14 protein-coding genes and 1 tRNA gene are annotated in these 15561 nt (G+C 50.7%); 8 read left to right on the forward strand and 7 right to left on the reverse strand.

The genetic code is table 11. From position 1 onward, the window contains the following. Window positions 1-44: 44 nt before the first annotated feature. Window positions 45-512: an Lrp/AsnC family transcriptional regulator gene (locus tag MP213Fo_RS10180; protein WP_421091099.1), complete on the reverse strand. Its 468-nt coding sequence runs from the start codon at window positions 510-512 to the stop codon at window positions 45-47. 143 nt (window positions 513-655) lie between these two features. Between MP213Fo_RS10180 and MP213Fo_RS10185 the strand changes: the two genes are divergently transcribed. Both MP213Fo_RS10185 and MP213Fo_RS10190 read left to right on the forward strand, forming a co-directional pair. Then, window positions 656-874, forward strand: a complete 219-nt coding sequence (locus MP213Fo_RS10185; protein WP_421088915.1) for a DUF6356 family protein — start codon at window positions 656-658, stop codon at window positions 872-874. A gap of 137 nt (window positions 875-1011) precedes the next feature. Next, window positions 1012-1833: a class II glutamine amidotransferase gene (locus MP213Fo_RS10190; RefSeq protein ID WP_421088916.1), complete on the forward strand. Its 822-nt coding sequence runs from the start codon at window positions 1012-1014 to the stop codon at window positions 1831-1833. Window positions 1834-1862: 29 nt separating this feature from the next. On the opposite strand, the gene mbfA is transcribed toward MP213Fo_RS10190, so the two are convergent. From mbfA to MP213Fo_RS10205, 3 genes are all read right to left on the reverse strand, one after another. Continuing rightward, on the reverse strand, window positions 1863-2846 hold the full coding sequence (mbfA, locus tag MP213Fo_RS10195; RefSeq protein ID WP_421088917.1) for an iron exporter MbfA: 984 nt from the start codon (window positions 2844-2846) through the stop codon (window positions 1863-1865). A gap of 91 nt (window positions 2847-2937) precedes the next feature. Then, the gene (locus MP213Fo_RS10200) at window positions 2938-3429 is read right to left on the reverse strand and encodes a GNAT family N-acetyltransferase (protein ID WP_421088918.1); all 492 of its coding nucleotides are present in this window, start codon (window positions 3427-3429) and stop codon (window positions 2938-2940) included. Window positions 3430-3595: 166 nt separating this feature from the next. Then, on the reverse strand, window positions 3596-5779 hold the full coding sequence (locus tag MP213Fo_RS10205) for a malate synthase G (RefSeq protein WP_421088919.1): 2184 nt from the start codon (window positions 5777-5779) through the stop codon (window positions 3596-3598). Between the two features lie 502 nt (window positions 5780-6281). Between MP213Fo_RS10205 and MP213Fo_RS10210 the strand changes: the two genes are divergently transcribed. Next, on the forward strand, window positions 6282-6839 hold the full coding sequence (locus tag MP213Fo_RS10210) for an HNH endonuclease (RefSeq protein WP_421088920.1): 558 nt from the start codon (window positions 6282-6284) through the stop codon (window positions 6837-6839). 25 nt (window positions 6840-6864) lie between these two features. Here MP213Fo_RS10210 and MP213Fo_RS10215 read toward each other — a convergent pair whose 3' ends face one another. Next, window positions 6865-7410, reverse strand: coding sequence for a disulfide bond formation protein B (locus tag MP213Fo_RS10215; RefSeq protein ID WP_421088921.1), 546 nt, complete (start codon window positions 7408-7410; stop codon window positions 6865-6867). A 185-nt stretch (window positions 7411-7595) separates the two neighbouring features. Beyond that, window positions 7596-8186, reverse strand: a complete 591-nt coding sequence (locus tag MP213Fo_RS10220) for a YqaA family protein (RefSeq protein WP_421088922.1) — start codon at window positions 8184-8186, stop codon at window positions 7596-7598. A 261-nt stretch (window positions 8187-8447) separates the two neighbouring features. Here MP213Fo_RS10220 and MP213Fo_RS10225 point away from each other — a divergent pair. Beyond that, window positions 8448-8532: transfer RNA gene (locus MP213Fo_RS10225), tRNA-Leu, on the forward strand. 214 nt (window positions 8533-8746) lie between these two features. On the opposite strand, the gene MP213Fo_RS10230 is transcribed toward MP213Fo_RS10225, so the two are convergent. Then, window positions 8747-10123, reverse strand: a complete 1377-nt coding sequence (locus MP213Fo_RS10230; protein WP_421091100.1) for a formimidoylglutamate deiminase — start codon at window positions 10121-10123, stop codon at window positions 8747-8749. A 152-nt stretch (window positions 10124-10275) separates the two neighbouring features. Between MP213Fo_RS10230 and hutI the strand changes: the two genes are divergently transcribed. The 4 genes from hutI to hutU are packed head-to-tail and all read left to right on the forward strand — an operon-like array spanning window position 10276 to window position 15561. Then, on the forward strand, window positions 10276-11493 hold the full coding sequence (hutI, locus tag MP213Fo_RS10235) for an imidazolonepropionase (protein ID WP_421088923.1): 1218 nt from the start codon (window positions 10276-10278) through the stop codon (window positions 11491-11493). A gap of 45 nt (window positions 11494-11538) precedes the next feature. Then, the gene (gene hutH / locus MP213Fo_RS10240) at window positions 11539-13074 is read left to right on the forward strand and encodes a histidine ammonia-lyase (RefSeq protein WP_421088924.1); all 1536 of its coding nucleotides are present in this window, start codon (window positions 11539-11541) and stop codon (window positions 13072-13074) included. Next, complete coding sequence (hutG, locus tag MP213Fo_RS10245; RefSeq protein ID WP_421088925.1) at window positions 13075-13869, forward strand: N-formylglutamate deformylase; 795 nt, start codon at window positions 13075-13077, stop codon at window positions 13867-13869. A gap of 18 nt (window positions 13870-13887) precedes the next feature. Continuing rightward, complete coding sequence (gene hutU, locus MP213Fo_RS10250; protein ID WP_421088926.1) at window positions 13888-15561, forward strand: urocanate hydratase; 1674 nt, start codon at window positions 13888-13890, stop codon at window positions 15559-15561.

Here is a 15561-nt window from a genome sequence, read left to right on the forward strand (position 1 = left end):
CTGATTTCCCCGCGTAGGCGGTGCCTACTTTTCCTGAAACTGCTTTAACTAAAAAGCGGAATTTCTGTAGAATCCTTGATTTCTTCCATCACGAATGATGCCGAAACATCAGAGAGCGGCACGCGGGTGATAAGCCTTTGATAGAGCTGGTCATAGGCTTTCATATCTTCGATCCGTGCTCGGATAATATAATCAAGATCACCGCTCATACGATAGACGCCCACCACTTCAGGCAATGATGTGACAGCCGTGCGAAACTGCTCCAGCCATTTCGGATCATGCTGGCTGGTTCTGATCAGCATAAACACTGTCAGGCTTAGGCCGAGCTTATCGGCATCAACCAGTGCAACACGGGCTTTGAGAATGCCGTCATCTTCCAACCGCTTCACCCGACGCCAGCAGGCATTGCGCGACAAGTGAATGCGCGCAGACAATGCATCGATCGAAAGGGTCGCATCTTTTTGTAATTCCTGAAGGATGCGGCGGTCAGTATCGTCTATATTTTCAGTCATCATGGGATGATTGTCCCAAATCAATGCTATTTCAAGGATTTTTTGAGATAAATCTTGCGGGTAAGGGTGTTAGCATAACTTTCTAACTGAGGCTTTAAGCCTGTTTTATTGTTTGAGATAAATTCAAATAAGGGGAGGTGCCTGTGCCAGCCAAAATTACCCGCCTGTTTACCGAACATCCGGCCTCCGTGAATGAAACCTATTTTCAGCATATGGTCTTTGCTGGCAAATTTTCATTCACGCTTTTTGCTGCTGGTTTTGCAGCGCTGATCCATGCAATTTTACCATTTTTCTTTGACAAAACGGCGAGCACGCTGGTTGCACGGCTTTATAATAAAACCCACAAACGTAGCGCTGAGTAGATTTTTTAACTAAGTTGATGAAAGATCAGGCATTGCAGTTTTAATCGCTGATAAACTGCAAGTTTAGATTTGAATGTGGTTGAGATTGTTATCAGCCATTATAACTCGTCACGATATTGGCTTGCCAAGGTGTTTTCATGTGCCGCTGGGCTGCGTATTTCGGATCCGATCTTTATCTTGAAGATATTATTTCTTCTCCCTGCCATTCGCTGGTTGCACAGAGCCATCATGCGACAGAGGCAAAAACTGCCACCAATGGTGATGGTTTTGGTGTGGCGTGGTATGGCACGCGTGAAGAGCCGGGTTTGTATCGCGATCTTTTGCCAGCTTGGTCCGATCAGAATTTGCGCAGCCTGTCCCGCCAGATCAATTCGCGGCTATTTTTGGCGCATGTGCGCGCATCTACCGGTGGCGAGACCAGTCGTGCCAATTGCCATCCCTTCGTGTTTCAGCGTTGGAGCTTTATGCATAACGGGCAAATTGGTAGTTTTGACCGCTTGCGCCGCCGCCTTGAATTGCTATTGCCGGATGCGCTTTATGCGCATAAATCCGGTTCGACAGATTCCGAGCTGTTTTTTCTTCTGATGCTGCATTTTGGTCTGGATGAGGATCCGGTGAGCGCATTGCAGCGCACGGTAGAGGCAGTTTATGAAACCGCTGATGCCGCAAAAGTGCCGCCCTTTATCCGGTTGACGGCAGCGTTTTCCAACGGGCATTCCTTGTTTGCAGTGCGCTATGCCAGCGATAAATTGGCGCCGACCCTTTATACTGCGAAAATGGCATCGGCCGCGGGAATTTGCGTGGTTTCCGAGCCGCTTGACGGGGTGGCAGAAAACTGGATGGCTGTGCCTCGCAACAGTTTTGTTACGATTAACAAGCCGAGCCATATTTGTATTGAGCCGTTTATGGATCAGGCGATTGCGGCAAGACCGGCAGCCTCGCTGGTGGCTGTCGGCTGAGTATAATGCGGCCTGCTATTAGGTTTTATTCAGGCATTACCGATCAGGATACCTACGGCCAGTACCAATGCACCGCCGAGAACCACCTGAAATGCTGCGCGCATGAATGGAGTCTCCATGAAGCGGTTTTGAATATAAGCAATGGCCCAGAGTTCAACAAAAACAATAACAATTGCAATGGCTGTTGCGGTCCAGAAGTCGGCTATCAAATAGGGCAGGGCATGGCCTAAACCGCCCAGTGTGGTCATGATCCCGCTGGCAAGACCGCGTTTGACCGGTGAGCCGCGGCCTGAAAGATGGCCGTCATCATGGGCGGCCTCCGTAAAGCCCATCGAGATACCGGCACCTACAGAGGCTGACAGGCCAACGAGAAATGTCTGCCAGGTGTCTTGTGTGGCGAAAGCGGCAGCAAAAATCGGCGCAAGGGTTGAGACCGAACCATCCATTAGACCTGCAAGCCCGGGCTGAATATAAGTGAGGATCATTTGTTTGCGCTCGCTGGCGCGCTCCTGATCCTGCACGGTATCCGGTGTCAACTTTTCTTCCAGCCGGTTGGCGCGATCTTCATGGTGCTTTTCTTCCAGAGCCAGATCACCCAGCAGTTTGCGGGTAGCTGCATCTGACACCCGTTTGGCAGCTTCTTGATAGAAGCGCGCCGCCTGTTCTTCCATCTGCGCCGCCATTGAACGCACTTTGTCGATGCCGAGCGGCCGCACCAGCCAGTCGGCTTTGCGTTCATAATAGCCGCGCACATGTTCACGGCGGATAAGAGGAATAATCTCACCAAAACGCTGACGATGCAGTTCTATCAGCCGTGCGCGGTGGTTATGTTCTTCCTCTGCCATTGCCTCAAATATCTTGGCTGATTGCGGATATTGCTCGCGCAGACCATCTGCGTAACTCAGATAGATGCGGGCATCATCCTCTTCAGAAGATATGGCGAGCGCCAATATTTCCTGTTCGGAAAGGCTATCAAAGGGGCGGCGTGCTGCGGAAAACAGTGAGGAGAACATAAAAACCTCTTATTAGAATTATTCCAAACTAGATAGTTTAGAATAATTCTAAGGTCAATATGTTAGGTCAATTTTGATTGCAGAACCGGGCTCAGATAATGCGTTGCATAAAAATGAGATCCAGCCAGCGGTCAAATTTTCTGCCGACCTGCGGTAATATACCGGTTTGCGTGAAGCCGTGCTTTTGATGCAGGCGCAGCGAAGCCGTGTTTTGCGCCTCAACTGCTCCGAGCAAAACATGGATGTGATGATTGGCGGCTTCTTGCAGCAAAGCGCTCATCAGAGCATCACCTGCGCCTTTGCCACGGGCCTGGGCTGCAATATAAATCGAGAGCTCTGCCGTATGTTTATAGCCCTCAAAAGCCCGAAAAGCGCCATAACTGGCATAGCCCAGCACTTGCATATCCTGCATTGCCACCAATACCGGAAAGCCGTCTTGCCTGCGTGCTGCAAACCATTGCTCACGATTGTGCAAATCCACCGGTTCATTAATCCATACGGCGGTAGAATTGACAATTGCGTCATTATAAATATCGAGAATTGCCGGTAAATGTGCGCTGTCGGCGTGGCTAATGGTCAGCATGGTTTGCCTTAAATATGTAAAAAGGGGGCGTTGAAGCGCGGCCCCCCTTTTGGGAACGTGTTCTAGAGCGGGTAACGATCAGGTTGGATCGCAGCCCTCGCTCTAGATTTTAGAGTTCGCGCATTGTCATAGCTATCAAGTTGATTCAACTTGATAGTGAAATGCTCTAGCCTTGCGCCGCTTTAAATTGCAGGCGACGGGCATGAAGCACCGGTTCGGTATAGCCGCTTGGCTGTTCACGTCCTTTAAATACCAGTTCGCAGGCCGCTTGAAAGGCGATCGAGCCGTCAAAATTAGTGGCCATCGGTTGATAGGTGGCATCACCGGCGTTTTGGGCGTCGACCACTGCAGCCATACGTTTCATGGTTTCCATGACCTGTTCCTGGCTGACAATGCCATGATGCAACCAATTGGCAATATGCTGGGCGGAAATCCGCAATGTTGCGCGGTCTTCCATCAGGCCGACATTATTAATATCCGGCACTTTGGAACAGCCCACACCCTGATCAATCCAGCGCACCACATAGCCCAGAATACCTTGCGCATTATTGTCAATTTCTGCCTGCACATCCTCAGGCGCCCAATTGGTATCACGCGCTACCGGAATGGTCAGAATATCCGCAAGGCTTGCCTTTTCACGGCTTTTCAACTGCTGTTGAACTTCAGCAACATCAATCTGGTGATAATGTGTGGCATGCAGTGTAGCTGCAGTTGGTGATGGTACCCATGCGGTATTGGCGCCAGCTTTCGGATGCGCAATTTTCTGCTCCAGCATGGAAGCCATCAGGTCGGGCATAGCCCACATCCCCTTGCCGATTTGCGCATGGCCGGTGAGGCCGCATTCCAGACCGGTATCAACATTCCAGTTCTCATAGGCAGCAATCCATGCCGCCTGTTTCATTTCACCTTTGCGGATAACCGGACCGGCTTCCATTGAAGTGTGGATTTCATCGCCTGTACGATCGAGAAAACCGGTATTGATGAAGAAAACGCGCGCCTGCGCCGCACGGATTGCTTCTTTCAGATTGACGGTCATACGGCGCTCTTCATCCATAATGCCCATTTTCAGGGTATCAGGTGCAAGACCGGCAAGCTGTTCTGCGCGGGCAAAAATTTCTGCAGCAAAGGCTACTTCTTCAGGCCCGTGCATCTTCGGTTTGACAATATAGACCGAGCCGGTACGCGAATTGAGATGGGTGCCTTTTACTTTGCCATCCGGTGTGCCGATATCATGCACCCCGATTACAGCCGTAAAGGCGGCATCAAGAATGCCTTCCGGGATTTCACGGCCTTCACGATCGAGAATAGCCGGATTGGTCATTAAGTGCCCGACATTGCGGATAAGCAGCAAAGAGCGGCCTGCAAGTGACAGTGGTGCACCGTCGGGCGCCGTATAGCTGCGATCAGTATTGAGTTTGCGGGTAATGGTTTTTCCACCCTTGTCAAAACTTTCAGACAAGGATCCTTTGAACAGGCCGAGAATATTGCGATAGGCCAGAACCTTATCGGCTGCATCAACTGCAGCAACAGAATCCTCGCAATCCTGAATAGTGCTTAAAGCTGATTCCAGTGTGATATCTGCAATATGGGCAGGATCGTTTTTGCCGATTACGTGCGAGGCATCACAGCGGACTTCGATATGCAGGCCGTTATTTTTCAAAAGAATAAGGGTGGGTTTGGCGCTATCGCCCTGATAACCGGCAAAGGCTTGTGGATGGGCAAGCGCTTGTGTGCTGCCATCCTGCAATGTCACCGACAGTACGCCGCCTTCAATATTAAATCCGGTGACCTGATCCCAGCGGCCGGCTTTGAGCGGCGTTGCCCGATCAAGAAACGCCTTTGCCCATGCAATGACCCTGGCGCCACGTGCCGGATTATAGGCTTTGCCTTTTTCTGCGCCGTTGTCTTCACTGATCGCATCAGTGCCATAGAGCGCATCATAGAGCGATCCCCAGCGTGCATTGGCAGCATTCAGCGCATAACGCGCATTCATAACCGGCACAACAAGCTGAGGTCCTGCAAGATTAGCAATTTCAGCATCAACATTGGCGGTGGTAACCTGAAAGGCTTCACCTTCAGGCAGCAGATAGCCGATCTGGCGCAGAAACGCCTGATAATCTGCCATCGTATAAGTGCGGTTGGCTTTGTACCAGCTATCGAGCTTTGCCTGAATGGTATTGCGCTTTTCCAGCAAGGCACGGTTGCGCGGTGCAAGATCGTTGACCATGGCTGCAAGGCCCGCCCAGAAAGCATCTTTGGAGATGCCGGTGCCTGGCAGCACTTCTGTCTCAAGAAAATTGCTCAGTTCCTGATCAACTTGCAAACCTGCATGCTCAATACGACCAATCATAATACAGTTCCCTATCTGTTTGCGGCCGTTCTGGCGGCCTTTATCCGGCGGCAGCTTAATCCGAAGAGAATGTAAAAGGAAAGTCTTGCTGCCGCTTTATCTGGTTCGAGTGTCACCATTATGTTTACATAGATGTCGACAATGTTAAAGTGCCGGCAGCGGCAAATTTATTTTTCAGAGATTATTTGAATCAAAGTGCTAGTTAAAACGTTTGAATGGACAGATTTGTATATAATAAATTTCGTTATTTGCAGGCAAAGTCAGTGAAATCTGTTTGACTAGGAAATGCTGTGGCTTCACAATAATGACATGTGCTGCTTGCATATTATGAGCGGCAAAGCATTTGTTTTTATTCACAGTACAGTCGCTCTGCCTCGTTACGCCCTGCAGTCCGAACGAAAACTGATTCTGATTTTCGCAAAGACTGCATACTCTCTTTGTTTTGATGCAGCCTCAGACCACACCGGATCTGCTTTTTCAGGCTGCTCTAAGGAGGTGTTTTTTGTCTGTTGCCGCATTTGCCGGCAGACTGCCGGCATTGGTTCTGAACGCGGATTTCCGTCCGCTCAGCTATTACCCTTTATCCCTTTGGTCGTGGCAAGACTCGATCAAAGCCGTATTTCTTGATCGCGTCAATATCGTTGCAGAGTATGATGCAGAGGTCAGTTCGCCGACATTTTCAATGCGGTTACCAAGCGTTATCAGCCTGAAAACCTATATTTCTCCGCCAACGCATCCGGCTTTCACACGGTTTAATGTGTTTCTGCGCGACCGTTTTGAGTGCCAGTATTGCGGCGCTCACCATGAGCTGACTTTTGATCATGTGGTGCCGCGTTGCAGTGGTGGTGAAACAACGTGGGAAAATATTGTGGCTGCCTGCTCACCATGCAATTTACGCAAAGGCGGCATGATGCCAGCCAAAGCGCAAATGTGGCCGAGGCAAAAACCGTTTATTCCAACGGTTTATGATCTGCATAAAAACGGACGGCGTTTTCCGCCAAACCATCTGCATGAGAGCTGGATGGATTATTTATACTGGGATGTGGAGCTGGAGCCGTAATTCAGCGCCAGCGTTTATTCATGCTTTACGCGCGGGTGCTTTTTAGTGACGCGCCGTAAAAGGCAATGATTGCGAGTATCAGTGAAGCTACGCCGTTCCATCCGGCAAAAGAAATGCCGAGAAAACGCCCGGCGGCAACATCACAGGCGGCAGGTTTCACTGCATTAAGATCGCCGAGCAGATTGCCTGCATTGGTGGTGATAGATACTGCACCGGTTGCGCAATCCGTTGGGCCCGCCCAGAACTTCCACTCGACACCTGAATGATAGAGTGAAAGTACTAGGCCATAGGCCATTAGCAGACCAATAATGAACAGCAGGATACGGGTGAGTTTTTCAGATTTACCAAATGCTGCCAGAATTGTGCTCGCCACCATCAGTGGTATACCAACATAATAGGGAATGCGCTCATCGAGGCATAATTTGCATGGCAAATAACCGCCGATATACTGGAATGCCAGTGCCGTGCCTACGACACCTGCCATAGCCAGCGCCAGAAACGCTGATAACACCGTATGGTGCTTACGAACGCCCTGAGAATAGAATTTGGCAGATGTGCTGGCTGGCGACACAGTAAATTTCCTTTTAGAGCAATTTCATGAAAAATGGCTACGGTTGCTGCGAGGAAGTTAGTCCGCCGGACTTATTTCTTTCTCGCAAGGATCCATACGAAACTGCGTTTAAACAAAGAGATAGAGAGCTTAAACAGCAAAGACAGCAGGCTGTGGCATAATAAAGGCCACAGAATATCTAATGTTTAAGAGTGACTATATTTCACTGCCGCAAACAGTAAAATCAAAATTATTGCAACAAAAATTGCAATCATGCCGAGACGCTTTTCGATGAAATCACGGATAGGCTCACCATAGCGTTGCAGCAGCCATGCCAGGAGAAAGAATCGCGCACCGCGGGTAATGATTGCCGAGAGAATAAACAGCCAGATATTGACACCTGCTGCACCGGATAAAATCGTAACGACTTTCATCGGCGGCAGATGAGACAGGCCTGATGTAATCAGCAGCAGTAGAATCATATCGGCACTGGTGCTGCCGCGCAGGTTTTCAAAGGTATCGAGCTTGCCATAGAATTCTAAAACCGGCTTGGCCACGGCTTCATAGGCATAATGGCCGATATACCAGCCGAGAATACCACCCAATACCGACATGATGGTTGCGAGCAGCGCGTAGTGCCAGACTTTGCGCGGACGGGCGATACCCATTGGCACAAACAGCACATCTGCGGGGATCAGAAATACCGAGCTTTCAAGAAAAGCGATAATCGCCAGCCAAACAGCGGCCGATTTGCGCCCTGCCAGTGAAATGGTCCAGTCGTAAAGTCGGCGTAGCATGGTAGCCTCAGATTGATATCAGCAAAGATGGATGTGGCAGAGGCCACACGAAGGAATTGCAGTCTGTTTAAAGATAAATACAGTGCGGAGCAATCAATAGAGGGACAGTTAGAGGGGGAAGATTGACGAAATAGGGCAGCTAAAGCGTTTTTGTTGAATTATTATTGAAACAAATGGTTTTGGCAGTTGACGGGAGGGTGGTTCTCATTATATTTCGGCGCAACCAGAGCAGTGCTTTGATTGCAAAGCACTTGCACATGTGCGGGTGTGGTGGAACTGGTAGACGCGCTGGATTCAAAATCCAGTTCCGAAAGGAGTGTCGGTTCGATTCCGACCACCCGCACCACTTTTTCTTTTAAATACAGTGTTATTAATGGTCAGCAGCAGCTGCCATTTGCTATGTGTCGGTAAAGCGGCGCAGATCGCCGCTTTTGATTTCATGCCTATTGTTAGAGCATTTCACTATCAAGTTGAATCAACTTGATAGGTATGAGAATGCGATAATTCTAGAATCTAGAGCGAGCGCTGCGATCCAACCTGAACGTTACCCGCTCTAGCGCTTATAATGTGCCTGCAGAGATCAGTTCGCCCAGAACTTTCTGGTAAGCGCTTTCTGCCTGATCATGCAAATGGTGACGGCCTGCCTGTACCAGCTTTTCACCGCGCACCCATACATCGCTGATCGCAGCTCTGCCGGCAAATATCCAGCCGTCGAGAACGGTATCCTCTGTGGCAAATGGCAGGCGCGCCATATTCAGCGAGATAAAATCAGCCGACCCACCAATGCTTAATGCCTGTTCGCGGTCACCCAGTGCAATATTGCCGCCTTTGAGGGCAGCATCATATAAAAACCGGCCGGTGGAGCCTTGCGGATTTGCCAGCACATTGCGTGCGCGGTGCTGAAGGCGCTGTGAATATTCCAGCTGGCGCAATTCCTGATCAATAGAGATCAGAATATTGGAATCAGAGCCAATGCCAAAGCAGCCGCCGGCGCTGCTGAATGGCGTGCCATTAAACGTGCCGTCACCCAGATTTGCCTCGGTTATCGGGCAAAGACCGGCAATGGCGCCGGTATTGGCCATGCGTAACGTTTCAGCATCGGTCATGTGGGTGGCGTGGATTAGGCACCAGTTTTTATCCAGATCCTGATTGTCGAGCAGCCATTCCACAGGGCGTTTACCGGCCCAGTTCAGGCAGTCTTCAACCTCTTTTATCTGTTCGGCAATATGGATATGGATTGGTGCATCCGGCAGCAAGGCTGTGATGTCGCGCAGTTCTTCAGGTGTGACGGCGCGCAAGCTATGCGGAGCAACGCCCAATACCGCACCGTCAAAGTTTTTGAGTGATGTCTCGCAGCTCTCAATGAGTTTGGCAAAGCTCTCTGTGGAGTTGATAAATCTGCGCTGGCCGTCATTGGGAGCAGCGCCTCCAAAAGTAGAGTGCGCATAAAATACCGGCAGCATAGTCAGGCCAATTCCGGATTGTTGCGCCGCTGCAATGATACGGTCGGCCATTTCAGCAATATTATTATAAAATTTTCCATCGCGGTCATGGTGGAGATAATGAAACTCTCCCACACGCGTAAAACCGGCTTCGAGCATATCGACATAAAGGCGAAGTGCCACCGCCTCTGCTTGTTCCGGAGAAAGGTTAAGCGCAAATTTATACATAATATCGCGCCAGCTCCAGAAACTGTCGGCTGAAGGGCCGCATTTTTCTGCCAATCCGGCCATACCATATTGAAACGCATGGCTGTGCAGGTTGGGCATGCCTGCCAGAATAACCTCATGGCACTCATCAGAAGGCGTTGGATTTACACCTTGCTGGATATTCACAATCCGGCCGTTTTCAATGGTGATGCGGGTGTTTTTTGCCCAGCCTTGTGGCAGCAAGACCTGTGCTGCATGAATGGTTTGTTGTGTAGGCATCACGGCTATTCTCCTCTTTTTATGTCCCCGTAAGCAATGAAGCTGCGCGCGCAGCATGGTGAAATAATTGTGCCGGCAGACAAATGCCCTCTTGCTTTTTCTGTTTTTCAACCATTATTATGTATATACATTATAAGAAAACGGGGAAAGCGGAAAATCGCATGTCTGACAAAACGGCACATATTTTCACCAATGCGCGTATAGCGACATTGAATGAAAAACATGACGGGCTTGGCCTGATTGAAGATGCTGCACTCGTCACCAGTGATGGCAAAATTGTTTATATCGGCACACGGTCAGAACTGCCTGCCAGCTATGCCGGATTGCCGGTAACGGATTGCGAGAACCGCCTGATTACGCCAGGGTTGATCGACTGCCATACGCATATGATTCATGCGGGAAATCGTGCGCATGAGTTTGAACTGCGCTTAAACGGTGCAAGTTATGAAGAGGTGGCACGCGCTGGCGGCGGTATTGTTTCATCCGTTAAAAATCTGCGGGCAGCCAGTGAAGATGCGCTGGTCGCGCAAGCATTGCCGCGGCTTGATGCTCTGATTGCAGAAGGTGTGACCACGGTTGAAGTCAAATCCGGCTACGGGCTTGATAAAGACAGTGAAATCAAATCGCTCAAAGCGGCGCGGCGCTTGGCAGGTGAACGTGATATTACGATTAAAACCACATTTTTGGGCGCCCATGCTTTGCCGCCTGAAATGCATGGCGATAAAGCCGCTTATATTGATCTGATCATCCATGAAATGCTGCCGGCTATTGCTGCTGAGAAGCTTGCCGATGCGGTTGACGGATTTTGTGAAGGCCTTGCCTTCCTGCCAGATGAGATGAAACGGGTATTTGACGCGGCGCAAACGTTTAACCTGCCGGTTAAACTCCATGCGGATCAATTGTCCAACCTGCATGGCGCAGCCCTTGCAGCGTCTTATAATGCCTTATCAGCGGATCATCTGGAATATACCGATGAGGCCGGAGCCGTGGCGATGGCCAAGGCCGGTACTGTCGCGGTTTTGCTGCCGGGTGCTTATTATTTTATTCGTGAAACGCAGAAGCCGCCGGTTGAGCTCTTCCGCAAAGCGGGCACAAAAATGGCGCTGGCAACCGATAATAATCCCGGCACATCACCGCTCACCTCCCTGCTTTTGACCATGAATATGGGCGCTACGCTGTTTCGGATGACAGTGGATGAATGCCTTGCCGGTGTTACCCGTGAGGCAGCACGTGCCTTAGGCATTCTCGCGCAAACCGGCACATTGGAGCTTGGCAAGGCAGCAGATCTGGCGATCTGGAATGTCGAGCGCCCTGCAGAGCTTGTTTATCACATCGGTTTTAACCCGCTTTGGAAGCGTGTTTTTAACGGAAAAATCTGACGCAATATTGATTCAAGCGGTCAAAAATGGCCAAGGAATACCCGAATGAATACTGTTTTTACACCCGGTAAAGTATCACTCACCACCCTGCAGGATATTTATCTGCATGGTACGCCAGCACGCGTTGATACCGGCTTTCATGCCGGTATTGAAAAGGCTGCGGCACGGATTGCCGAACTTGCTGCCGGTGATGCCCCTGTTTACGGCATTAATACCGGTTTTGGTAAGCTGGCTTCGATCCGCATTGCTCCGGAGGATGTGGCGACCTTGCAGCGCAATCTTATTCTTTCGCATTGCTGTGGGGTCGGTGCGCCGCTCGCGGAAAATATCGTGCGGCTGATTATGTCCCTCAAGCTGATCTCGCTTGGTCGCGGTGCCTCCGGTGTGCGCCTTGAAGTGGTGACACTGATTGAGGATATGCTGGAAAAAGGCATTATTCCGGTTATTCCTGAAAAGGGCTCGGTCGGAGCTTCCGGTGATCTTGCTCCTCTGGCACATATGGCCGCAGCGATGATTGGTGAGGGCGAAGTTTTTTATCGCGGCGCGCGTATTGCTGCGGCGCAAGCGTTGCAACAGGCCGGTCTCACACCGGTTATTTTGGCTGCGAAAGAAGGACTGGCGCTGATTAATGGCACGCAGACCTCGACCGCTCTGGCCTTGGCAGGGTTGTTCCGCGCGCATTGTGCGCTGCAATCCGCGTTGATTACCGGTGCGTTGTCGACCGATGCGGCGATGGGGTCAACAGCGCCTTTCCATTCGGATATTCATACCTTACGCGGCCATAAAGGCCAGATCGATACTGCGGCTGCGATCCGCAGCTTGCTGGCAGGTTCGGTTATCCGCGATAGCCATCTGGAAGGTGATCAGCGCGTGCAGGATCCGTATTGCATTCGTTGCCAGCCGCAGGTGGATGGTGCCTGTCTTGATATTTTGCGACAGGCTGCAGTTACGCTTGAAATTGAAGCCAATGCGGTCACCGATAATCCGCTGGTATTGTCTGATAATAGCGTGGTTTCCGGCGGTAACTTCCATGCCGAGCCGGTGGCTTTTGCCGCAGACCAGATTGCGCTGGCTATTTGTGAAATCGGTGCCATTGCGCAGCGCCGCATTGCATTGCTGGTTGATCCGGCTTTGTCATTTGGTTTGCCTGCATTTCTGGCAAGAAAACCAGGGCTTAATTCCGGCCTGATGATTGCCGAAGTAACCTCTGCCGCCTTGATGAGTGAAAACAAGCAGATGTCACATCCGGCATCGGTGGACTCCACGCCAACATCCGCCAATCAGGAAGACCATGTTTCTATGGCTTGTCATGGTGCGCGCCGCCTATTGCAAATGACCGATAATCTCAATGCAATCATTGGCATTGAAGCCATGTCAGGTGCTTTGGGTGTGGAGCTGCGCGAGCCGCTGACAACCAGTCCTGAGCTTAATAAGGTGATTGCCGTTCTGCGGGCTGAAATCGTAACGCTGGATGATGACCGCTATATGGCGACAGATCTGGAAACTGCTGCCAGACTGGTGGCGGAAGGCGCCCTTAACCGCGCAGTCAGTGCCGGAATTTTGCCTGTACTGGAGGCATAAATGTCGGTTGTTGAGGTTGTTCAGGGGCAGTCGCCCGTTATTCTCGGCCTGCCGCATACGGGCACTGATGTGCCAGCTGATATCTGGAACCGGCTGAATGATAATGGCAGGATTCTAGCTGATACGGATTGGCATATTGAAAAACTCTATGATGGCTTGCTGGAGGGCGCGACGACTGTTCGCGCCACCTTCCACCGCTATTGTATTGATGCCAACCGCGATCCGCAGGGCGACAGCCTCTATCCGGGGCAAAACACCACCACGCTTATTCCGGAAACCGACTTTGACGGGCTGGCGATCTGGAAACAGGGTGAGACCCCTGAGGTGGCTGATATTGCAGATCGGTTAGAGCGGTTTCATCAGCCTTATCATGCCGCATTGGCGGCAGAAATTGCGCGGGTAAAAGCCATCCATGGTGTGGCCATTTTATATGACTGCCATTCTATCCGCTCGCATATTCCATTTTTATTTGAAGGCAAATTGCCTGATTTTAACATCGGCACTGATATGGGTAAAACCTGCGCGCCAGTGATTGAAAGCACGGCTGTGGCCTCTGTCTCCGGCGCTGAGGGTTACAGTTTTGTGCTCAATGGCCGCTTTAAAGGCGGTTGGACCACACGCCATTACGGCAGGCCTGAACAAAATGTGCATGCCATTCAGATGGAACTTGCACAATCCACCCATTTGCAAAGTGAAACACTGCCTTTTGCCTATGACGAGCAACGGGCGGCAAGGCTGCGCCCTTATTTGCAAAATCTTTTAGAGCAACTGGCAGCAACAGCATCAAAAATCTGACTTCTGAGGAGGAGCACTATGAGTAATCCACGTCATAATGAGCGTGAAATCCGGCCTGCAACCGGTACGGAAATTACTGCCAAAAGCTGGCTGACCGAAGCCCCGATGCGCATGCTGATGAATAATCTTCATCCCGATGTTGCCGAACGTCCGCATGAACTGGTGGTGTATGGCGGTATTGGCCGCGCGGCACGCACATGGGCTGATTTTGATAAGATCGTTGCGACCCTTAAAGATCTCAATGACGATGAAACTTTGTTGGTACAATCCGGTAAGCCGGTTGGAGTATTCCGCACCCATAAAGATGCACCGCGTGTATTGATTGCCAATTCCAATCTGGTACCGCATTGGGCCAATTGGGATCATTTCAACGAATTGGATAAAAAAGGTCTGGCAATGTATGGCCAGATGACCGCCGGCTCGTGGATTTATATTGGCGCGCAGGGCATTGTGCAGGGTACATATGAAACCTTTGTCGAAGCTGGTCGTCAGCATTTTGGCGGCTCGCTCAAAGGCAAATGGATTTTGACCGGTGGTCTTGGTGGTATGGGCGGCGCACAGCCACTGGCTGCGGTTATGGCGGGCGCTTGCTGTCTGGCTGTTGAATGTGATGAGACGCGTGCTGATTTTCGTCTGCGTACCCGCTATGTCGATGAAAAAACCCATAGTATTGATGAAGCTCTGGCAAAAATCGAAGAATGGACCAAGGCAGGCGAAGCCAAGTCGATTGCATTGATCGGCAATGCTGCAGAAATATTCCCTGAACTCGTAAAACGTGGCGTTAAGCCGGATATGGTGACCGATCAGACCTCTGCGCATGATCCGGTACATGGCTATCTGCCAATTGGCTGGAGCGTAGCTGAATGGCGCGCAAAGCAGGAAAGTGACCCTAAAGGCGTTGCAAAGGCTGCCAAAGCCAGCATGAAAGTGCAGGTTCAGGCTATGGTTGATTTCTGGAATATGGGTATTCCAACACTGGATTACGGTAATAATATCCGTCAGATGGCTTTGGAAGAAGGTCTGGAAGACGCTTTTGCATTCCCGGGCTTTGTGCCAGCCTATATCCGCCCGTTATTCTGCCGTGGTGTTGGGCCTTTCCGCTGGGCTGCATTGTCGGGTGATCCGGAAGATATCTACAAAACCGATGCTAAAGTTAAAGAGCTGCTGCCGGATAACAAGCATCTGCATAACTGGCTGGATATGGCGCGTGAACGCATTGAGTTTCAGGGGTTGCCAGCACGTATTTGCTGGGTTGGTTTGGGCGATCGTCATCGTCTTGGTCTGGCCTTTAACGAAATGGTTAAAAACGGCGAGCTGAAAGCACCGATCGTAATCGGACGTGATCATCTCGACAGCGGCTCGGTGGCCTCGCCAAACCGTGAAACCGAAGCGATGCAAGATGGTTCAGACGCAGTATCTGACTGGCCGTTGCTCAATGCATTGCTCAACACCGCATCGGGTGCCACATGGGTATCTATTCATCATGGCGGTGGTGTTGGTATGGGCTTCTCGCAGCATGCGGGCATGGTGATCTGTGCTGACGGTAGCGATGATGCCGCACGCAGACTTGAGCGCGTATTGTGGAATGATCCTGCATCAGGCGTTATGCGTCATGCGGATGCAGGCTATGATATTGCTGTTGATTGTGCCCGTGAAAACAATCTGCGCCTACCGGCTATTCTTGATAATTAA

This window comes from Pseudochrobactrum mosebachae (genome assembly GCF_048914685.1).
Classification (GTDB): Bacteria; Pseudomonadota; Alphaproteobacteria; order Rhizobiales; family Rhizobiaceae; genus Pseudochrobactrum.